General features: G+C 63.0%; 17 protein-coding genes. 15 read left to right on the forward strand and 2 right to left on the reverse strand.

Annotation, left to right across the window (positions count from 1 at the left end; genetic code table 11):
- A partial coding sequence (locus tag E8E95_RS17270) for an aldehyde dehydrogenase family protein (RefSeq protein ID WP_280352171.1) occupies window positions 1-294 on the forward strand: 294 nt, incomplete at its 5' end.
- A gap of 335 nt (window positions 295-629) precedes the next feature.
- On the opposite strand, the gene E8E95_RS17275 is transcribed toward E8E95_RS17270, so the two are convergent.
- Entirely contained in the window at window positions 630-1,682 is a 1,053-nt protein-coding gene (locus E8E95_RS17275) for an AraC family transcriptional regulator (RefSeq protein WP_280352173.1), read from the reverse strand.
- A gap of 293 nt (window positions 1,683-1,975) precedes the next feature.
- Here E8E95_RS17275 and eat point away from each other — a divergent pair, with 293 nt between their 5' ends.
- Genes eat through eutC form a run of 3 tightly spaced genes read left to right on the forward strand, consistent with a single transcriptional unit; the run spans window position 1,976 to window position 5,646 of the window.
- Window positions 1,976-3,346: an ethanolamine permease gene (eat, locus tag E8E95_RS17280; RefSeq protein WP_280352420.1), complete on the forward strand. Its 1,371-nt coding sequence runs from the start codon at window positions 1,976-1,978 to the stop codon at window positions 3,344-3,346.
- A 55-nt stretch (window positions 3,347-3,401) separates the two neighbouring features.
- Entirely contained in the window at window positions 3,402-4,796 is a 1,395-nt protein-coding gene (locus E8E95_RS17285) for an ethanolamine ammonia-lyase subunit EutB (protein ID WP_280352175.1), read from the forward strand.
- A gap of 16 nt (window positions 4,797-4,812) precedes the next feature.
- On the forward strand, window positions 4,813-5,646 hold the full coding sequence (eutC, locus tag E8E95_RS17290; RefSeq protein WP_280352177.1) for an ethanolamine ammonia-lyase subunit EutC: 834 nt from the start codon (window positions 4,813-4,815) through the stop codon (window positions 5,644-5,646).
- 42 nt (window positions 5,647-5,688) lie between these two features.
- On the opposite strand, the gene E8E95_RS17295 is transcribed toward eutC, so the two are convergent.
- Window positions 5,689-7,812 carry an acetyl-CoA hydrolase/transferase C-terminal domain-containing protein gene (locus E8E95_RS17295; RefSeq protein ID WP_280352179.1) on the reverse strand — a complete coding sequence of 708 codons (2,124 nt, stop codon included), beginning with the start codon at window positions 7,810-7,812 and terminating at the stop codon, window positions 5,689-5,691.
- Window positions 7,813-7,999: 187 nt separating this feature from the next.
- Here E8E95_RS17295 and E8E95_RS17300 point away from each other — a divergent pair, with 187 nt between their 5' ends.
- The 11 genes from E8E95_RS17300 to wecB all read left to right on the forward strand — a co-directional run bounded on the left by E8E95_RS17300 (window position 8,000) and on the right by wecB (window position 20,462).
- A complete protein-coding gene (locus tag E8E95_RS17300) occupies window positions 8,000-8,458 on the forward strand; it encodes a GNAT family N-acetyltransferase (RefSeq protein ID WP_077522183.1) in 459 nt (152 codons plus the stop codon).
- A 285-nt stretch (window positions 8,459-8,743) separates the two neighbouring features.
- On the forward strand, window positions 8,744-9,403 hold the full coding sequence (locus tag E8E95_RS17305) for a DedA family protein (protein ID WP_077522181.1): 660 nt from the start codon (window positions 8,744-8,746) through the stop codon (window positions 9,401-9,403).
- Between the two features lie 10 nt (window positions 9,404-9,413).
- Window positions 9,414-10,232, forward strand: a complete 819-nt coding sequence (locus E8E95_RS17310; RefSeq protein ID WP_280352184.1) for a zinc-dependent peptidase — start codon at window positions 9,414-9,416, stop codon at window positions 10,230-10,232.
- A 78-nt stretch (window positions 10,233-10,310) separates the two neighbouring features.
- Window positions 10,311-10,838, forward strand: coding sequence for an inorganic diphosphatase (ppa, locus tag E8E95_RS17315; RefSeq protein ID WP_016490694.1), 528 nt, complete (start codon window positions 10,311-10,313; stop codon window positions 10,836-10,838).
- A 351-nt stretch (window positions 10,839-11,189) separates the two neighbouring features.
- Complete coding sequence (locus E8E95_RS17320; RefSeq protein ID WP_280352187.1) at window positions 11,190-11,849, forward strand: serine protease; 660 nt, start codon at window positions 11,190-11,192, stop codon at window positions 11,847-11,849.
- Between the two features lie 224 nt (window positions 11,850-12,073).
- Window positions 12,074-12,508 (forward strand): low molecular weight protein-tyrosine-phosphatase, encoded by a 435-nt coding sequence (locus tag E8E95_RS17325; protein WP_077524305.1) that lies wholly within the window; start codon window positions 12,074-12,076, stop codon window positions 12,506-12,508.
- Between the two features lie 24 nt (window positions 12,509-12,532).
- Entirely contained in the window at window positions 12,533-14,776 is a 2,244-nt protein-coding gene (locus E8E95_RS17330; RefSeq protein ID WP_280352191.1) for a polysaccharide biosynthesis tyrosine autokinase, read from the forward strand.
- Window positions 14,777-14,868: 92 nt separating this feature from the next.
- Entirely contained in the window at window positions 14,869-15,375 is a 507-nt protein-coding gene (gene rfaH, locus E8E95_RS17335; RefSeq protein WP_280352192.1) for a transcription/translation regulatory transformer protein RfaH, read from the forward strand.
- A 778-nt stretch (window positions 15,376-16,153) separates the two neighbouring features.
- Window positions 16,154-17,545, forward strand: coding sequence for an undecaprenyl-phosphate glucose phosphotransferase (locus E8E95_RS17340; RefSeq protein WP_280352423.1), 1,392 nt, complete (start codon window positions 16,154-16,156; stop codon window positions 17,543-17,545).
- 194 nt (window positions 17,546-17,739) lie between these two features.
- Window positions 17,740-19,338, forward strand: coding sequence for an MBL fold metallo-hydrolase (locus tag E8E95_RS17345; protein ID WP_280352194.1), 1,599 nt, complete (start codon window positions 17,740-17,742; stop codon window positions 19,336-19,338).
- Window positions 19,335-20,462 (forward strand): UDP-N-acetylglucosamine 2-epimerase (non-hydrolyzing), encoded by a 1,128-nt coding sequence (gene wecB, locus E8E95_RS17350; RefSeq protein WP_280352196.1) that lies wholly within the window; start codon window positions 19,335-19,337, stop codon window positions 20,460-20,462. The genes E8E95_RS17345 and wecB overlap by 4 nt, the downstream gene beginning before the upstream one ends.
- The last annotated feature ends 9 nt before the right edge of the window (window positions 20,463-20,471 follow it).

Consider the following 20,471-nt stretch of genomic DNA (forward strand, 5'->3'; position numbering starts at 1 on the left):
GTCACCACCTTCAAGGACGAAGCCGAAGCCCTGGCGATCGCCAACGACACCGAGTTCGGCCTGGGTGCCGGTCTGTGGACCCGCGACATCAACCGCGCCTACCGCATGGGCCGTGGCATCAAGGCCGGCCGCGTGTGGACCAACTGCTACCACCTGTACCCGGCGCACGCCGCGTTCGGGGGCTACAAGAAGTCCGGCGTCGGCCGCGAAACCCACAAGATGATGCTCGACCACTACCAGCAGACCAAGAACCTGCTGGTGAGCTACGACATCAACCCGCTGGGCTTCTTCTGATCCCCGCCACCTGAATAAAAAACGCGGCCTCGGCCGCGTTTTTTATTCCTGTAGCACGAACCTCTTCCCGTAGGTTGTGGCAGAGCGCAGCGAAGCCCAACGTGCCAGAGTCAACCCCCGATTGTTGGGCTTCGCTGCGCTCTGCCCAACCTACCCGCACATCCTCACCCCCGGGCGCTAAATCTGTAGGGGCGAATTCATTCGCCAAGCAGGCCGAAGGGCTGCCCTTCGAACTCCGAGCAGGTGCATTCACCCTCTCCCCCGGCCCCTCTCCCTGAAGTGGAGAGGGGTGACTCGCGCCTGCTCCACCCTGCCCCACAGAAAGTATCCAGACTTCAGCGCTCATCCCCGCGCCACTGCCGCGGGCTCACGCCAAACCAGCGGCGGAAGGCGCGGGAGAAGGCGCTGGTTTCGGAGTAGCCGAGCAAAGGCGCCAGCTCGGAGATGGGCCGCTGCCGTTGACGCAGGTAATGCAGCGCCAAATCTCGGCGGGTCTGCTCCACCAGTTGACTGAAGCTCAGGCCCTCTTCGCGCAAGCGGCGCTGCAGGGCCGCCGGGGTCAGCTCCAGTCGCTCGGCGATCTGCTCCAGGCAGGGCTCGCCCAACGCCAGGGCCAGGCGAATCTGCGTGCCGGCTTCCTCCAGCAGGTTCGGCCCCGCGCCCTGCTCGCCCAGCCTGCGAATCACATCCTGGAACAGGAACAGCAGATTGGGATCACGCTCGGGCATCAGTCTGCCCTGCACATCTCCTTTGGGCACCAGCAGGAAATTGCAGGGCCGGCCGAACTGCACCGGCGCACCGAATGCCTGGCTATGTTCCTGCCAGCCCTCGGGGCGCTCGTGTTCGAAGGCCACCGCGCGCGGCGCCCAGTCGCGGCCCAGCGCATGACGGACCAGGTTGAGCGCCATGCCCATGGTCAGCTCGGCATCCTGGCGGCGATCGAGGATCGCGCCATGGCGGACCTGGTAATCGAAGCGGTAGCACTCGCCGCAATCCACCAGGCGGATCAGGGTGCTGTGCTGGTGATAGGGGAAGGCCGCGGCGAAGTTCTTCAGCGCCTCTTCCAGGGTGTTCGAGAACAGCCCGACATAGCCCAGCAAGCCGAGGTCGCGGGGTTGGAATTGCTGGCCATAGCGCAAGCCGAAATTGTCGCAGCCGGATTGTCGCGCAGCCTCCTCCAGCACCTGGCAGTAGCTGGTCAGGGCCAGGCTCAGGGTCGGGTGTCGCAGTTGTTCCGGATCGATCCCGGCGCGGCCGAAGATGCGGTCCAGGTCACCGCCGTGGCCGGTGATGAAACGGTCGAGACCGCTGGCGGCAGCCGAGAGCACACCGACGTTGCTCGTGGCGGACGCCTGCAGGCTGGCGCTGGAAAACAGGGACGGATTCATCACGGTCCACCGATTCTTTTTTGAACGGACAAACAAGCAAAACCCATGCCCTCGCCCCGGTCTTCAGCCAGGGCCTCCACAGGCCTTCCAGGACGGCATCTGCGGGCCATTTGCGGGCATTTTCCAAAGATTCGCCCCACGTCGGAGCAGGGCTCGTGGGGCGATGGGTAACAAAGCGACACAACTTGACCGCACAGGCCGCACATGGCCTTCCACGGTCAAGTCCTGCGGAGGGTCGCTGGATAAGATCGAGCCTGGTCATCCACCAACGACGCCCCCAAGGGCGAGGAGTCCTGATGAGCACAACACAACTAAAACCAACGCTCGGCACCTTGCACCTCTGGGGCATCGCCGTCGGCCTGGTGATCTCCGGTGAATACTTCGGCTGGAGCTACGGCTGGGGCACGGCCGGCACCCTCGGCTTCCTGGTTACCGCCCTGCTGGTAGCCACCATGTACACCTGCTTCATCTTCAGCTTCACCGAACTGACCACCGCCATTCCCCACGCGGGCGGGCCCTTCGCCTACAGCCGTCGCGCCTTCGGTGAGAAAGGTGGGCTGATTGCCGGGATCGCCACCCTGATCGAGTTCGTCTTCGCCCCACCAGCCATCGCCATGGCCATCGGTGCCTACCTCAACGTGCAGTACCCGGGGCTGGATCCAAAGCATGCGGCCGTGGGTGCGTACGTCATCTTCATGACCCTGAACATCCTCGGCGTCAGCATCGCCGCCACCTTCGAGCTGGTAGTGACCGTGTTGGCCGTAGCCGAGTTGCTGGTGTTCATGGGCGTAGTGGCGCCGGGCTTCAGCTTCTCCAACTTCGTCCTCAATGGCTGGGCCGGCTCCAATGAATTCAGCGGAGAGGCCATCTCCGGCATCTTCGCCGCCATTCCCTTTGCCATCTGGTTCTTCCTCGCGATCGAGGGCGCAGCCATGGCGGCCGAAGAAGCCAAGGACCCGAAACGCACCATCCCGCGCGCCTACATCGCCGGCATCCTCACCCTGGTATTCCTCGCCATCGGCGTGATGATCATGGCCGGTGGCGTGGGCGACTGGCGCCAGCTGTCGAACATCAATGACCCGCTGCCCCAGGCCATGAAAGCCGTGGTCGGCAACGACTCCACCTGGATGCACATGCTGGTGTGGATCGGTCTGTTTGGCCTGGTGGCCAGCTTCCACGGCATCATCCTCGGCTACTCCCGCCAGTTCTTCGCCCTGGCCCGCGCCGGCTACCTGCCCCGTGGCCTGGCCAAGCTGTCGCGCTTCCAGACTCCGCACCGCGCCATCATCGCCGGCGGCGTGGTGGGCATCGCCGCCATCTACAGCGATGGCCTGGTGAACCTGCAGGGCATGACCCTGACTGCCGCGATGATCACCATGAGCGTGTTCGGCGCCATCGTGATGTACATCATCAGCATGCTCAGCCTGTTCAAGCTGCGCGCCACCGAGCCCAACCTGGAACGCACCTTCCGCGCGCCGGGCTATCCGGTGGTGCCCGCCATCGCCCTGGTACTGGCCGTGGTCTGCCTGCTGGCGATGGCCTGGTTCAACACCTTGATCGGATTCATCTTCCTTGGCTTCATGGCGGCGGGGTATATCTACTTCCAGTTCACCGCCCACCATCGCGCCAGCGCACCGGCCGATGCCCTGCTGAACCGCGCCTGACCCTCTCGCGCCCCAGTGCAAGACGGCTGGGGCGCCTTATCAAGGAGAGCTTCGAGTGAGCAGTTTTTCCCACAGCGTCGGCGGCGAAACCTGGCGCTTCGACAGCCTCAAGGAAGTCATGGCCAAGGCCAGCCCGGCGCGCTCCGGCGACTACCTCGCCGGTGTCGCCGCCACCAGCGATGGCGAGCGGGTTGCCGCGCAGATGGCCCTGGCCGACATTCCCCTGAAGCACTTCCTCGACGAGGCGCTGATTCCCTACGAGGAAGACGAGGTCACGCGGCTGATCATCGACAGCCACGACCGCGCCGCCTTCGACCCGGTCAGCCACCTCACCGTCGGCGGCTTCCGCGACTGGCTGCTCAGCGAGCATGCCGACGAAGCCAGCCTGCGCGCCCTGGCCAAGGGCCTGACGCCGGAGATGGCCGCCGCCGTATCGAAGATCATGCGCGTGCAGGACCTGGTGCTGGTGGCGCAGAAGATCCGCGTCATCACCCGCTTCCGCAACACCATGGGCCTGCGCGGCCGGCTCTCCACCCGCCTGCAGCCCAATCATCCGACCGACGAACCCGCCGGCATCGCAGCGAGCATTCTCGACGGCCTGCTCTATGGCAACGGCGACGCCATGCTCGGCATCAACCCGGCCACCGACAGCATCTCCTCCATCTGCGCGATGCTGGAAATGCTCGATGCGATCATCCAGCGCTACGAGATCCCCACCCAGGCCTGCGTGCTGACCCACGTCACCACCTCCATCGCCGCCATCGAGCGCGGCGTACCGCTGGACCTGGTGTTCCAGTCCATCGCCGGCACCGAGGCGGCCAACGCCAGCTTCGGCATCAGCCTGAAGATTCTCCAGGAAGGCTACGAAGCCGGTCTTTCGCAGAAGCGCGGCACCCTCGGCAACAACCTGATGTACTTCGAGACCGGCCAGGGCAGCGCGCTGTCGGCCAACGCCCACCACGGCGTCGACCAGCAGACCTGCGAGACCCGCGCCTATGCGGTTGCCCGGCACTTCAACCCGTTCCTGGTGAACACCGTGGTCGGCTTCATCGGCCCGGAATACCTCTACAACGGCAAGCAGATCATCCGCGCCGGCCTGGAAGACCACTTCTGCGCCAAGCTGCTCGGCGTGCCTATGGGCTGCGATATCTGCTACACCAACCACGCCGAAGCCGACCAGGACGACATGGACACCCTGCTGACGCTGCTTGGCGTGGCCGGCATCAACTTCATCATGGGCATCCCCGGTTCCGACGACGTGATGCTGAACTACCAGACCACCTCCTTCCATGACGCCCTCTACGCCCGGCAGAGCCTGGGCCTGAAGCCCGCCCCGGAGTTCGAGGCCTGGCTGGAACACATGGGAATCCTGGTGCAGAGCGATGGCCGGGTCATGCTCGGCGACCAGCTTCCGCCGGCCTTCCGTCAGGCCATCGCACGACTGGCATGACCCCGAGGAGAGATGTATGAAAACTCCACGCCCCACCTCCGGCCACACCGCCAACCCTTGGGAAGAGCTGCGCCGCCTCACCCCGGCGCGCATCGCCCTGGGTCGCGCCGGCATCAGCCTGCCCACCCACGCGCAGCTGAATTTCCAGTACGCCCACGCCCAGGCGCGGGACGCGGTACATCTGCCCTTCGACCACGCGGGCCTCAGCGCCTCACTGGCCGAACGCGGCCGTGACACCCTGCTGCTGCACAGCGCCGCAGCGGACCGAGACACCTACCTGCAACGCCCGGACCTCGGCCGGCGCCTGGATTCGGCCTCGCGGGAAAAACTACAGGAGCATGCCCGGGCCAACCCCAACGGTTACGACCTCGCGGTGGTGGTGGCCGACGGTCTTTCCGCCCTCGCCGTTCAACGCCACAGCCTGCCCTTCCTGGAGCGCATGGAAGAACAGGCCACGGCCGAAGGCTGGTCGCTCTCGCCCGTGGTGCTGGTGCAACAAGGGCGCGTGGCGGTGGCCGATGAAATTGGCGAACTGCTCGGCGCAAAGATGGTGGTGATCCTGATCGGCGAACGTCCTGGCCTCAGCTCGCCCGACAGCCTCGGCCTGTACTTCACCTGGGCGCCGAAAGTGGGGCTCACCGATGCCTATCGCAACTGCATTTCCAACGTGCGCCTGGAGGGTCTCAGCTATGGCATGGCCGCCCACCGCCTGCTCTACCTGATGCGTGAGGCCTGTCGCCGTCAGTTGTCCGGGGTCAACCTGAAAGACGAGGCCGAAGTACCCAGCCTGTCCGGGGAGCCGGATCGCGCCCTGGCCGGCAACTTCCTGCTGGCCAGCGACCACCATTGAACCCGCGGCGCAGATGCGCCGCCGGGACAGGTCCACGCCCGCTCAACCACCCTGGGTCGTGGCCTTCAAACCGGTCAGCACCAGCTTCTGGTACAGCTGCTCGCGCAGGCCAGTCGGCGTGAGCAGCCCCATTCGCTCAAGATGTCCGGCAAAGCTGTTCGGGTCGGGCAGGTCGAACAGCGCGGCCCTGCCAAGGTCGATGATCTCCCCGAGATTCAGCTTGCGCTTGAGCCAGCGCAGGGCACGCAGCAGATCCTGTTCCACCGGGGTGAAATCGCAGCCGAGGGGGTATTCGGGAAACAGCTGGGGGAACTCCGCGCGCAACGCCTCCAGCCGCTCGGGCGTGTTCTGCCGCCAGGCCGGTTCCAGAACGAAATCCTCGGGCAGCTTGCCGGCCAGTTGCGCTTCGGCGATCAGCCCGCCCTGGAATCGCGAGTCGGCGATGCGCACCAGGGCGGCAATCACCTCGGCGTCGTTCTTGCCGCTCAGATCGGCGATGCCGTACTCGGTAACCACCATGTCCCGCAGGTGCCGGGGAATCGTGGCGTGACCGTATTCCCAGACGATGTTGGAACTGACCGCGCCGCCCGACTCACGCCAGCTGCGCAGCATCAGGATGGAGCGGGCGCCTTCGAGTTCATGGGCCTGGGCAACGAAATCGTACTGGCCGCCGACGCCGCTGATCACCCGGCCATCTTCCAACTGGTCGGAGGCGCTGGCACCGAGCAGGGTGACGATGAAACAGCTGTTGATGAAGCGCGCATCGCGTCGTTGCAGGCGCTTGAGCGGCTCATCGCCGTAAAGTCGGTTGATCTGGCTGATGGGCCCCATGGAAATGCGCGCACGCCGAGCCTCGCCCAGTTCGCGAAGGCGCTGGTAGAAGACCTGGGGGCCCAGGAAGAAACCGCCGTGCACAAGAATCCCCCCGCTGGCCTTGCCCCAATAGGGCATCAGGTCGGGGTTGTGGATATCGCAGGCACTGCTGCGGCAATTCGGCAGGCGCAGCCGCCCTTCCTCGAAGCGGATGCCTTCGTCGAGCAGGCCATGCTGCTGCAGCCAGGCCAGTCCTTCGGCATCCAGCCCGCGCGGCAATCGCTCGGCCAGGGCGTCGAAATCGACGATCACACCGTTACTGTCCAGCACCCCGGCGTCAGCCAGGCGCTGCAGCTCAATATCTGCGTACACGGGGCGGCGCAGGATGCCTGCCTCCATCAGCACCAGCAGGCCGAACAGGAACATCTCGCTATTGGCGTAAAGACCCCGGGTGAAGGGCGCAAGCCCGCCTTCGCGCTTGATCAGCTCACCCCATCGACCCGGCACATCCATTGCCCCCAGCAGCGCCTGGTAGGCGGCATTGTCGGTATGGCGCGCGAGCAACGCGGCGGTCAGCGCGTCGGCCATCGCGCCGATCCCCGTCTGCAGGGTGCCGCCGTCGCGCACCAGGGCGCTGGCGTGCAGGCCAATGGCGTGGTCCTGGATGCTGACCGGCATGTTCGGCGTGGAGAACAGCCGGCTGCGCTCCACCCGGTCCAGCACCAGGTCGAAGCAGGCCGCGTCCACTTCCGCCGGCCCCGTCATGTAGGGCAGCTCCGCATGTTCCTGGGCGACCATGACGATGGCCTCGCCCCTGGCCCGGCGCTCGCGGAGGCCGGGAAGCAGGTCGAGCGTGACATCGGGATTGCAGCTGAGGCTGAAGCGGCCGGGGCTTTGCGTCCTGGAGGCCACCATCTGGGCGATCAGGTTGACGCCCTTGCGCTGCAGGTCGGCAACCACCTGGCTGTAATTGAGGCTGATGTAGTTCTGCTGGGCCTGCGGATTGTCCAGCTGGCTACCGGGATGCAGGTAGAACTCCTCGATCTGCACATTGGGCGCCAACTCGCCGCAACGGAGGTCGCTGAGGTAGTCGAGTTCGACGTAATCGTCGAAGACACGGCGCAGAAAGGGGCCGCTGAAGCGCTGGTCCAGTTCGCTGGCGGGCTGCGGCTTGGCCAGGGACAAGGCGGTGTAGATGGTCAGCTGCCGCTCCGGCAGCGCCTTGATCCGCTGGTAAAGCGCATTGACGAATCGGTTGGGCTTGCCGAGCCCGAGCGGCAGTCCCAACCGAATGGGGCCATCGATGCGTTCAAGTACCTGCTCAACGGCCTGATCCAGTTCACAACGGAGCATGGCGTCCTCCTTGGCATACAGCGATGAAGGTTGGACCCTGCCAGCGCCGGTATTGCTCACGCCAACCAACCATTCAAACGCTTGCTTGGATTGCGTTTTCCACAATTTCTGGTGCAGCATCAACGACGTTGGCTGGCACAGCATCTGCATCGCCAAAAATGCCCATTCACAGATACCGAGGCCCATCATGCGCATCGTCCAAGCCACCCTGGAGCACCTGGACCTGCTTACGCCGCTGTTCGTGAAGTACCGTGAGTTCTACGGTGAACTGCCATTCCCGGAGTCCTCGAAAAAGTTCCTGGAGAAACGCCTGAGCCGCAAGGAGTCGGTGATCTACCTGGCGTTTCCGGATGACGATGACACTCGTCTCATGGGCTTCTGTCAGCTCTATCCGAGCTTCTCCTCCCTCTCCCTGAAGCGCGTCTGGATTCTCAACGACATCTACGTCGCCGAGGATGCCCGCCGCCAACTCGTCGCCGACCGCCTGTTGCAGACCGCGAAGAAGATGGCGCGGGAAACCAACGCCGTGCGCATGCGCGTTTCCAGCAGCGTCGACAACGAAGTGGCGCACAAGGTGTACGAGTCCATCGGCTTCCGTGAAGACACCGAATTCAAGAACTACATCCTGCCAATCAACAGCGACTGAACCCGCTGCAGGGTCCGGCCAGTGCGCCGGGCCCTTCTCCCCCAGCCAAGCCCTCCAGCAAGAACGCCAGACCAGCCCGAACGCCGACACCCCAGCCTTGCACCAGGTTGGTGCGCGATCTACTCGCATGGGCGTGGACACATCCCGGCCCGGGAAAACAATGGAAACAGTTGCAGCATGCAGGCTGCTCACCATTCGGCAACGGACTCGCCGCTGTCACGGCTCTTGTCCCTATAATGCGCCCAATACCCCGCTCGCCGGCCTCGGTTATCCACAAGGCGCCTCATGGATTTCAACCCGATCGACCTCATCCTCCACCTGGACCAATACCTCAATCTGCTGGTCAGCAACTACGGCACCTGGATCTACGCCATTCTGTTCCTGGTCATCTTCTGCGAGACGGGCCTGGTGGTAACGCCCTTCCTGCCAGGCGACTCCCTGCTGTTCATCGCTGGCGCGGTCAGTGCCGGTGGCGCGATGGACCCGTGGCTGCTGGGCGGCCTGCTGATGGTCGCAGCCATCAGCGGTGACAGCCTCAACTACCTGGTCGGGCGCACGGCGGGCGAACGCCTTTTCAGCAATCCGAATTCGAAGATCTTCCGCCGCGACTACCTGCAGCGCACCCATGACTTCTACGACCGCCATGGCGGCAAGACCGTGACCCTGGCGCGCTTCCTGCCCATCGTACGGACCTTCGCCCCCTTCGTTGCCGGCGTAGGCCGCATGCCCTACCCGCGCTTCCTCGGCTTCAGCGTGCTGGGCACCATCCTCTGGGTCGGCGGTCTGGTGACCCTCGGCTACTTCTTCGGCAACGTGCCCTTCATCAAGCAGAACCTTTCGCTGATGATCGTCGTCATCATCGGCATCTCGCTGCTGCCGATGCTGATCGGCTTCGCCCGCAGCCACTTTCGCCCCGCCAGCAAAGGCGCCGAGCACTCGAGCTGACCGACGCGCCATGTGGTCCTATCGCCGCTGGAGCCGCCAGCGCATCCTCGCCCGCAATCCGGTCCCCCCGCAGCAGTGGGAGGGGGTGCGCCAGCGCCTGCCGATACTCGATGGCCTGGACGAAACCGAAGACCGGCGCCTGCGCGAACGCAGCGTGCTCTTCCTGCATGACAAGCGCATCACCGCCCTGCCCGGCGTCGAGCTCACCCCCGAGGGACGCCTGACGCTGGCCACCCTGGCGCAACTCCCCCTGCTGCACCTGCCGGACCTCGACTGGTACCGAGGCTTCCACGAGCTGGTGCTCTACCCCGACGACTTCGTCAGCCCCCAACGCCACCGCGATGCAGCGGGCGTGGAGCACGAATACGATGACGAGCGCAGCGGCGAGGCCTGGCAATACGGTCCCGTCATCCTCGCCTGGCCGGGCGTGAAATCGAGCGGTGGCTGGGACGGCTACAACCTGGTGATCCACGAACTGGCCCACAAGCTCGACATGCTCAACGGCGCAGCCAACGGCCTGCCCCCGCTGCACCGCGACATGCGCCAATCCGATTGGGCCCTGGCCATGCAGACCGCCTATGACGCGCTGAATGCCCAGCTCGACCGCGACCCCGACGCGGAAACGCCCATCGACCCGTACGCCGCCGAAGACCCGGCAGAATTCTTCGCGGTCGCCAGCGAATACTTCTTCACCGCGCCGGACCTGCTGGACCAGGCCTTCCCCGCCGTCTACCGCCAGCTCCAGGCCTTCTACCGCCAGGACCCGCTGGGGCGACTCAAGCGCCTCCAGGACATCCACCCGGACTATCGCCACGCGACCAATGGATGAGCACAACGGCGTGGCATCGGCCCTGGAATATGCCTATAATCGCGCCCACTTTTTTGGCCCACCCCCTGGGAGTTGACCATGAGCTACAGCAAGATCCCGGCTGGCAAAGACCTGCCGAACGACATCTACGTCGCCATCGAAATCCCGGCCAACCACGCGCCGATCAAATACGAAATCGACAAGGACAGCGACTGCCTGTTCGTCGACCGTTTCATGGCCACCCCGATGTTCTACCCGGCCAACTACGGCTACATCCCCAACACCCTGGCTGACGACGGCGATCCCCTGGACGTACTGGTCGTCACCCCTTACCCGGTCGCTCCGGGTTCCGTCATCCGCGCCCGTCCGGTCGGCGTTCTGCACATGACCGACGAAGCCGGTGGCGACGCCAAACTGCTGGCCGTTCCCCACGACAAACTGAGCGTCCTCTACAAGGACGTGAAGGAATACACCGACCTGCCAGCCCTGCTGCTGGAGCAGATCAAGCACTTCTTCGAGAACTACAAGGACCTCGAAAAAGGCAAGTGGGTGAAAGTAGAAGGCTGGGGCAACGCTGACGCTGCCCGTGCTGAAATCACTAAAGCGGTTGCGGCCTACCAAAAGTAAGCCCCGACCTCTCATGAAAAGCCGGCCACAAGCCGGCTTTTTTATTGCCTCTGGAAAAGCCCTGCGGGCATCCATGCTCCGTAGCCTGGAGTAGGGTGCGCCGTGCGCACCGGCAGCTTGAGCGAGCACCGAAGCTGATCCTGGAGTCGGTGCGCACAGCGCACCCTACCGGTGAGAAATCCGCTCGCGCCGATTTTGTTACCACTGGCGCCTCCGGGCCGTGAGCGCCGCCCCCGAAGTTCGCCCACCCACTACCCTTCTCAATAACGCGTCAGACCCTTTCCGGGTCAACGTGGGAAAGTCGTACAGCCAGGGTCGGCCCCCCATTCATACGAATGTCGGTGACCGACAATGAGCATGATCAAGGCCTGTCTGCTGCTAGGAGCCTTGTGTGCAGGATGCAACGGCGTAGTGAAACCGGAGTTCGCCAGCTCCACGACCAGCAACTACTTTCCCGTTTTCTCGGGTTTCCCCCTGCCCTACTTCTATATGGCGTCCGCAGTGCAGTGGAACGAGGATTACGCCGTCACCACGGCCCACACGCCCCTCATACCCTACGAGAAGTTTCGCTGTAGCACGGGCTGCGACCTGGTCTTCTTCCGCCACAAGGCCAAAACCCGAATCCCTTCCTGGCGGGCCGCACAACCAGGCGAAAGCATCACCAGCACCGGTGCCAGCCCCTACCTGGTCGCCGCCAGCGGGCAGGGCAAGGTTTACCCCGCCCCCTTCATCAACACCGACGAAGACAGCGGAGAGCTCTATGCCATCCACGATGCGCCCATCGCCAAGGGCATGTCGGGCGGTCCCGTGGTCGCCGGTGACGGCAGTGTGGTGGGTATCAACATGGGGATTTACTCGGTCACCCTGAACGATCTCAGCTACCACCCCGGCGTGAAAGACGCAGAGCGCATCAGCGTATTCATTCCCTACGCGGTAATCCTGCGGGAATGGACGTTGCTGCACGCGCGACTGAAGTCCTTGGACAGACGAAGCGCGTCTATCAACGAGTGACCCGGCAAGGGTCGGACGCCACTCACCGAGAACCCGCCTGCGCAGAAAGCGACCAAGTAGTATTGACCCGGCCCCACCTGCCCCCTACAGTGCACCCCCTTCTATCCCCCCTGGAAGTGCGCAACTTTCAGGGATGCCGTACCGGGACGCTGGAATGGAATCCACCTTCCGCCTTCACAGCACACCTGCGGCTCACTACCGATTTCGCAACCTGTGCTGATCCTATGTTCAAGAACATCCTGGTCGTTTGCGTAGGCAACATCTGCCGCAGTCCGACCGCCGAAGCCCTGCTCAAATCGAAACTCGCCCCACGCGGTATCAACGTCGGTTCCGCGGGCATCCATGCCCTGGCCGGCAAACCCATGGACAGCACCGCCCTCGAAGTGCTGCGCGAGCATGGTGGTGATCACCCCGACCACCAGGGGCGCCAGCTGAGCCGCGAAATGCTGCACCAGTACGACCTGGTGCTGACCATGGAGCAAGGGCATATCCAGCGCATCGTGCAGATGGCCCCCGAAGCCCGTGGCAAGACATTCCTCCTCGGCAAATGGCAGGGCAACCAGGATATTCCGGACCCCTATCGCCAGCAGAAACCGGCCTTCGAACATGTCTATCAGCTGATGGCGCAAGGCGTCGAAAGCTGGTCGCAAAAAATCTAAAGAACTTCTGAAGAAGCGCGCCCCATGACGACCCAGAACAACCTGCAGGTGCAGGACACCCGCGACGACGACGACGAAATCGACCTGCTCGGGCTGCTCGGCACCCTGCTGGACAGCAAGTGGATCATTGTCGGCATCACAGCCTTCTTCACCGTAATGGGTGTTGCCTATGCCGTACTGACGCCGCCGGTGTACCAGGCCAACGCACTGGTGCAAGTCGAGGAGAAAAAGGGTGGCATGGCCGCGATGACCGGCATGTCGGAAATGACCGAAATGTTTGGCGGCACTTCCGCTGCGGTCACCGAGATCGAACTGCTGAAATCCCGCGCAGTGCTGGGTCAGGCAGTGGAGAACCTCAAGCTCGACATCATCGTCGAGCCGCACTACTTCCCGCTGTTCGGCCAGTTCCTGGCGCGCCGCTTCCAACCCGCCAGCGAGCACGAAGTGGCAGAGCCCCTCTTCGGCCTCAGCAGCTTCGCCTGGGGTGGTGAGACGCTGGATGTGTTCCAGTTGGATGTACCGGATGCGTACCTAGGCAAGGGCCTAACCCTGCGCGCCGATGGCAATGGCGCCTTCACTCTGCTCAATGACGACGACGTGCTGCTCACCGGACATGTCGGCGAGAAATTGGAACAAGACGGCTTCAAGGTGCAGATCGCCCAGCTGGACGCCAACCCCGGCAGCCTGTTCAGTGTCGCTAAGCAGCGCCGCCTGACCACGATCCTGAACTATCAACAAACCATCGAAGCAAGTGAGCGGGGCAAAGAGTCCGGCATCATCGGCCTCTCGCTGGAAAGCGAGGACCCGGCACACGCCACCCAGGTGCTGGATGAAGTCAGCCGCCTGTATGTGCTGCAGAACGTACAGCGCAACTCCGCCGAAGCTGCCCAGAGTCTGGAGTTCCTCCAGGGCCAGTTGCCGGAAGTGCGCAAGCAACTGGAAAAGGCCGAAGCCCAACTCAACGCCTACCAGACCAGCGCCCGCTCGGTGGACATCACCATCGAGACCAAGGCAGTCCTGGACCAGATCGTCGCCCTGGAAACCCTGATTTCCGAGCAGAAGCTCAAGCGCGCCGAAATGGAACGCCGCTTTACCCGCCAACACCCCAGCTACCAGGCGCTGATTACCCAGATGGGCCAGCTGGAGCAGCAGAAGCGCGACCTGCAGAAAAAGGTTGAAAACCTGCCGGAAACCCAGCAAGAGCTACTACGCCTGACCCGCGATATGCAGGTCACCACCGAGATCTATACCCAGCTGCTGAACAAGTCCCAGGAACTGGACATTCTGCGTGCCGGCACTGTGGGTAACGTGCGCATCATCGACTCGGCCGATGCCAACATCGAAAAACCCGTCAAGCCGAAAAAGCAACTGATCGTACTGATCGCCACCCTGCTCGGCGGCCTGGTCGCCGTGAGCTATGTGCTGGTGCGCAAGGCCCTGAACCGCGGCGTGGAAGACCCGGACGTCATTGAGCAGATGGGCCTGCCGGTGTATGCCTCCATCCCGCACAGCAAGGAACAGGCCGCCCACGAGCTGAGCTTCAAGAGCAAGGGCAAAGGCACTGCCAGCGCCGGCTCCCTGCTGCTGGCGGTGACCAACCCGGCCGATCTCGCCGTGGAATCCCTGCGCAGCCTGCGTACCAGCCTGCACTTCGCCACCCTGGAGGCGAAGAACAACATCCTGATGATCTCCGGCCCCAGCCCCTCGGTAGGTAAATCCTTCGTCTCCAGCAACCTGGCCGCCATCATCGCGCAGGCTGGGCAGAAGGTCCTGCTGGTCGACGCCGACATGCGCAAGGGCTACATCCACAAGATGTTCCAGCAGGAAGCGGAAAACGGCCTGTCGGAGCTGCTGACCGCGCGGATCAACCTCGACCAGGCCGCCTATGCCTCGGAAGTGGAAAACCTGCACGTGATCACCCGTGGCCAGATCCCGCCGAACCCATCGGAACTGCTGATGCATGCCAACTTCACGCAGTTCCTGGAACAGGCGAGCAGCCGTTACGACCTGGTAATCATCGACACCCCTCCCATCCTCGCGGTAACCGATGCTGCCCTGGTGGGCCGCCAGGCCGGCACCAGCCTGATCGTGACCCGCTTCGGCATGAATGCCGCCAAGGAAATCCTGCTCACCAAGCGCCGCTTCGAGCAGAACGGCATCAGCCTCAAGGGCGCGATCTTCAACGCCGTGGAACGCAAGGCTTCGGCCTACGGCTATTACGGCAATTACGCCTACTATCAGTACGAGTACAAATCGGACAACACATAAGCCTCCCTGCACCGCCCTTTCCCACCCGTGGAAAGGGCTTGTAGAGAACGAGTCCGGTCGCCAGGCACAGACCGACAAATGAGGTGCCCCGCATGGCAGGTAAGCCTGCACCACCGCGCTGGTACCTTATCCAGTGCAAGCCAAAGCAGGACGCTAGGGCAGAAGAACACTTGGTACGCCAAGCCTTCCGGTGCTATCGCCCAACCCAATGCGTCACGCGCCTGCGTGGCGGCCAAAAGCGGGAGAGCGTCGAGTCGCTGTTCCCCGGCTACCTGTTCATCCAACTGGACCAGGTCAACGACAACTGGCACCCCATCCGCTCGACTCGTGGCGTCAGCCAACTGGTGTGCTTCGGTGACCAGCCGGTTGCCATCGCCGACGAGTTGATCGAGCAATTGCAGCAACGCCTGGCCTCCCCACAACCGCAAGAGCCATGCCTGAGCCCTGGCGACCGCATCCGCCTGAAAAGCGCCTGCCTGCAGGAGATGGAAGCCATCTTCCTGGCCAGGGATGGAACAGAGCGCGTACTCATCCTCCTGCAACTTCTGCAGCGCGAACACACACTCAGCGTCCCGCGAAACAGCGTCGATAAGCTTTAGTTCTTGCCGCCCGTCGAATTAGCCGCCACGAGCATTCCCCTCCTTCAGAATTTCCGTGCAATTTCCAGTATCTGAAGCATGGCCTCAGAAGCCGCAGCCCAGAGCAGGCTTGCTCCTACCGAGTCATCAGGCTGTTCGGACACATTTCGAAACGACAGGCAAGTCAGAATTCACTTTGCGACGAGCGGTCCAAGGTGATGAGCTTCACAATCCTGCGCGAATACGTAAAATGCGGCGTCGGAAAATATTCCGATTCAGGATAGGCAGGCTGCTAAGAAGCAGCTCAAGCCCTCAGGGACGACACCCTCCTGTAAAAAGCACAAGCCAGCACAGACTCGGCGCACGCGCTTACAACCAAGCCAGACTACTGCCGCTTCGGGCCCCGCCCGAGGCCAGCCATCGCTTACAGCGATCGTTCTCGGGGAATCAACGATTAACCCTGGGGCGGTAGCGTGCCAAAAGCACGATCGGGCAAAACCGACCCCCCGGTAAACAGGGCAGGGGCCACAAGCCCCGAGGAATCCAGACAGCCTCTGGATCATCAAGGAAGACACAGCGGAATCCGCAGGACAGTAGCCCACGGCCCGCCGCAGGAACGCAGGCGAGCTTCCCGACCGTAGCATTACCATCAGGACAGGTTTCAATCGTGCCCAATCACTTTGAGGCAGCCCCTGCAAAGGCCAAGGGCCATGCCACGCATCGCGCCAGCACAGGCGTATTCGAGCGTGCCGCCAAGGTTCACCGTGGCGCCAACAGCGCACGCACCAGCCATATCAACCTGATCGGCAAGCGTGAAAATCCCGTACCGGAAGGCCGTGGCCTGACGTTCTGGGGCCAATGGGCCGCCGCAATGGGCATGCTGACCTTGCTGCTCTGCGCGCTGGCCGTGGGTAAGACGGGGGAGTTCGAAACCCAATACCGCATCCTTGCCCTTTTCACCCTGCTGGGCTCCGTGCCGGCCTATTCGCTGCTGCGGGTGTACCACAAGCATCATGGCTATCTTGTGGGTGCAGGCAGGCTGCTGGCAGGCTGGCTGGTATTGCTTTCCGGCCTGACGGTCATGGCCTTCCTGACCAAGACCAGCGAACTGTTCTCGCGAGAGGTCATCATCATCTGGGCCAGCGCTGGCTACGTCATCCAGGCCTGCCTGTTCCTGCCGCTGCACGCCTTCTCCCGCCGCTATCACAACAAGCTCCAGTCCGCGCGCACAGCACTCATCATCGGCACCGGCGACCTCGCCCAGGAACTGGCCGATAAACTGGTGCGCAAGCGCAGTGAACCCCTGGTGGGCCTGGTGGCCGCCGACGATCACCCCCACCCGGACGATGGCCTGTACCCCCTCATCGGCAATCTCAGTCATCTGCGCGACCTGATTTGCGAACACCGGATCCGCCGGCTCTATATCGCCCTGCCCCTCTCCGCCGCCGAGCAGATCGAAGGCCTCTACATCGACCTGCTCGATGCCAACGTCGACGTGGTGTGGATCCCGGACCTGCAGAGCCTGAAGCTGCTCAATCACTCGGTGTCCGATATCGACGGCCTGGCGGCGATCAATCTCAATGAAAGCCCGCTCACCAGCTACCCCACGGCCGCGCTGACCAAAGCCGCGCTGGACCGGAGCGTCGCCCTGCTGGCCATCCTGCTGCTCAGCCCGCTGCTGCTAGGCACTGTGCTGGCGGTAAAGCTCTCTTCCCCGGGCCCTGCCCTGTTCAAGCAGAAGCGTCATGGCTGGAACGGCAAGGTGATCAAGGTGTGGAAGTTCCGCTCCATGCGCGTGCATGCCGATACCCAGGTCAAGCAAGCCACCCGTGAAGATCCGCGCATTACCCGCGTTGGCCGCTTTATTCGCCGCACCTCCATCGACGAACTGCCGCAGTTGTTCAACGTCCTGCAAGGCCGCATGTCCCTCGTCGGCCCGCGCCCCCATGCCGTCGCCCACAACGACTACTACACCGGCAAGATCGACGCCTACATGGCCCGTCACCGCATCAAGCCCGGCATCACCGGCCTGGCGCAAATCAGCGGCTGCCGTGGTGAGACCGAGACGCTGGACAAGATGGCAAGGCGCGTGGAACTGGACCTGGCCTACATCAACAACTGGTCGATCTGGCTGGATATCAAGATCCTGATCAAAACGCCATTCACCCTGCTCGGCAAAGACATCTACTAAATCAGGCCCGGCGCCCCCGCTCTGTTTTCGTAGGAGCGAGCTTGCTCGCGAAGCTCTTTCTATCGCGTCACGCAACGCCCAGCTCTTTGTAGGATCGAGCTCGCTCGCGAACTCACGAAGCTCTTTCCATGTGGCCGTACGCAACACCCGCTCCAGGACGGAGCGGCTAGCTCGACCTAAAGGACTAATGCCCCATGCGCTACCCAGACATCCATCATCACGGTGCCGTAACCGGCGTAACCGGCTCTTGCCACCAGCTGCTAATGGACGAACAACACAGCCTGCTAGTGGACTGCGGCCTGTTCCAGGGCGCCGAAACCTCTGCCGAAGGCCGGGCAAGCGCAAACAACCTCGACATCGATTTCGACATCAGCACCCTCAAGGCGCTGCTGCTCACCCACGTACACATGGACCATGTCGGTCGGCTGCCTTACCTGCTCGCCGCCGGCTACAAAGGCCCAATCATCTGCAGCCAGCCTTCCGCACAGCTGCTTCCGCTGGTACTGGAGGACGCCTTCCAGTTCACCTTCGGGCGCGACCGACAGCAACTGCAGAACTACCTCAAACTGATACAGCAACGCGTGATGCCGCTTCCCTTCCGCACCTGGCACAGCCTGATCGACACCCCCGACCTGCAAGCGCGTATCCGCCTGCAGCGGGCCGGTCATATCCTGGGTTCGGCCTACATCGAATGCGATGTGCGCTACCCCAAGCGTGGCGAACAGAAGCGCGTTGTATTCTCCGGCGACCTGGGCGCCACCCATACGCCCCTGCTGCCCGCGCCAAAATCACCCTGGAAGGCCGACATCCTGGTGCTTGAAAGCACCTACGGCGACCGCCTCCATGAAGACCGCCGCACACGCAAACAGCGCCTCAAAGCCATCGTCGAACAAGCCCTGGCCGACAACGGCACCGTACTGATCCCCGCCTTCAGCATCGGCCGCACCCAGGAACTGCTCTACGAACTCGAAGACATCATCCACCACGCAACTTTACTCCCCTCTCCCTCCGGGAGAGGGGCCGGGGGTGAGGGAAGCCAGCCTCGCACCGACATCCCGCTTGCGGGAGAGGGGCCGGGGGAGAGGGAAACCAACGCGCGCAGCAGCTCCACCGAGGAGGACGGAATAGGCCCGGCCACCACCCACTGGCCCACCCTCCCCATCATCCTCGACTCTCCACTGGCCACTCGCTTCACTCGCGCCTACCGCGACCTCCAGCATTTCTGGGACGCCGAAGCGCAAAAGCGCATCAAAGTCGGGCGCAAACCACTGGGCTTCGAACAACTGTTGACGGTGGAGAGCCACGACGCCCACCTGCGCATGGTGCGCCACCTCACCAGCACCGCCCGCCCCGCCATAGTGATTGCGGGTAACGGCATGTGCAGCGGAGGCCGCATCGTTAACTACCTGAAGGCCATGCTGGGCGACAAACGTCACAACGTGCTGTTCGTGGGTTACCAGGCAAACGGCACACCCGGCCAACTGATCCAGAAGTACGGGCCCAGAGGCGGATATGTCGACCTCGATGACGAACGCTTAGATATCAATGCCGGCATTCACACCGTCGGCGGCTATTCCGCCCATGCGGATCAGAAAGGGCTAGTGAACTTCGTGACTCGCATGCGGCACTGGCCGAGCGAGATTCGACTCGTGCATGGCGAACATGCAGCCAAGGCCGCCCTCAGAAAACAACTCACCACGCACTACCAGCAACGCAATACCGCTGCTGCTATACGCGCCCCCATTAGCACATCCGAAGAAGCACTCCCCAAGGACGTGCGGAGCAAGAAATGACGATCAAGACCCTTTGTGTTTTTGGCACACGCCCAGAGGCCATCAAAATGGCCCCCCTTGCACTGGCCCTGGCCGCTGATGAAAGCTTCGACGCCAAGGTGTGCGTGACTGGGCAGCATCGGGAGATGCTCGATCAAGTGCTGGGCTTGTTCGATATCAAACCGGACTTCGACCTCAATATCATGAAGCCCGGCCAGGACCTGACAGACGTCACCAGCGCGATCCTGCAAGGCATGAAAGGTGTCTTTGCCACCTTTAAGCCAGACGTGGTTCTCGTCCACGGCGACACGGCCACTACCTTCGCCGCCAGCCTAGCCGCGTACTACCAGCAGATTCCCGTAGCACATGTGGAGGCTGGTCTGCGTACCGGTAATATCTACTCGCCGTGGCCGGAAGAGGCGAATCGAAAGCTGACCGGCGCCTTGGCCACTATGCATTTCGCCCCTACTGTGACCTCCCAGAACAACCTGCTCCGCGAGGGCATTGATCCCAAGGCGGTCATTGTCACTGGCAATACCGTGATCGACGCATTGCTGGATGTGATCGCCCGGCTCGACAGGGATCCACAACTCCAGGCCCAAGCCGCCAAACCGCTCGAACTCCTGAACCTCAACCGCAAGATTGTACTGGTGACAGGCCACCGCAGAGAAAGCTTCGGTGGCGGCTTCGAGCGCATCTGCCAAGCATTGATGGAAGTTGCCCAACAGCATCCCGAGGTGGACATCGTCTATCCGGTCCACCTCAACCCGAATGTCCGGGAGCCAGTGAACCGTCTGCTGACCGGCATCCCCAATATTCACCTAATGGAACCGCTGGACTACCTGCCGTTCGTGTACCTGATGAGCCGCTCGCACATCATTCTTACAGACTCGGGCGGCATCCAGGAGGAAGCGCCGTCCCTGGGTAAGCCAGTGCTGGTTATGCGAGACACGACCGAGCGCCCCGAAGCCGTTGCTGCTGGCACCGTCAAACTTGTGGGCACCGACACGGCGAACATCGTCCGCGAACTCAACGCCTTGTTGAATGACTCCAACGCCTACCGCGCCATGAGCTACGCCCATAACCCCTACGGTGATGGCGAAGCCTGCAAGCGAATCCTGAACGCACTGCGCGCTACCCATTAAGCAGCCGCC

Origin of the sequence: Pseudomonas sp. BN414 (genome assembly GCF_029871275.1) — a bacterium.
Lineage (GTDB): Bacteria > Pseudomonadota > Gammaproteobacteria > Pseudomonadales > Pseudomonadaceae > Metapseudomonas > Metapseudomonas resinovorans_C.

Excerpts from the sequence above, each read along its gene's own strand:
- E8E95_RS17275 (WP_280352173.1), bottom strand. The coding sequence starts at position 1,682 with ATGAATCCGTCCCTGTTTTCCAGCGCCAGCCTGCAGGCGTCCGCCACG.
- eutC (WP_280352177.1), top strand. The coding sequence starts at position 4,813 with ATGAAAACTCCACGCCCCACCTCCGGCCACACCGCCAACCCTTGGGAA.
- E8E95_RS17295 (WP_280352179.1), bottom strand. The coding sequence starts at position 7,812 with ATGCTCCGTTGTGAACTGGATCAGGCCGTTGAGCAGGTACTTGAACGC.
- E8E95_RS17300 (WP_077522183.1), top strand. The coding sequence starts at position 8,000 with ATGCGCATCGTCCAAGCCACCCTGGAGCACCTGGACCTGCTTACGCCG.
- E8E95_RS17305 (WP_077522181.1), top strand. The coding sequence starts at position 8,744 with ATGGATTTCAACCCGATCGACCTCATCCTCCACCTGGACCAATACCTC.
- E8E95_RS17310 (WP_280352184.1), top strand. The coding sequence starts at position 9,414 with ATGTGGTCCTATCGCCGCTGGAGCCGCCAGCGCATCCTCGCCCGCAAT.
- ppa (WP_016490694.1), top strand. The coding sequence starts at position 10,311 with ATGAGCTACAGCAAGATCCCGGCTGGCAAAGACCTGCCGAACGACATC.
- E8E95_RS17320 (WP_280352187.1), top strand. The coding sequence starts at position 11,190 with ATGAGCATGATCAAGGCCTGTCTGCTGCTAGGAGCCTTGTGTGCAGGA.
- E8E95_RS17325 (WP_077524305.1), top strand. The coding sequence starts at position 12,074 with ATGTTCAAGAACATCCTGGTCGTTTGCGTAGGCAACATCTGCCGCAGT.
- E8E95_RS17330 (WP_280352191.1), top strand. The coding sequence starts at position 12,533 with ATGACGACCCAGAACAACCTGCAGGTGCAGGACACCCGCGACGACGAC.
- rfaH (WP_280352192.1), top strand. The coding sequence starts at position 14,869 with ATGGCAGGTAAGCCTGCACCACCGCGCTGGTACCTTATCCAGTGCAAG.
- E8E95_RS17345 (WP_280352194.1), top strand. The coding sequence starts at position 17,740 with ATGCGCTACCCAGACATCCATCATCACGGTGCCGTAACCGGCGTAACC.
- wecB (WP_280352196.1), top strand. The coding sequence starts at position 19,335 with ATGACGATCAAGACCCTTTGTGTTTTTGGCACACGCCCAGAGGCCATC.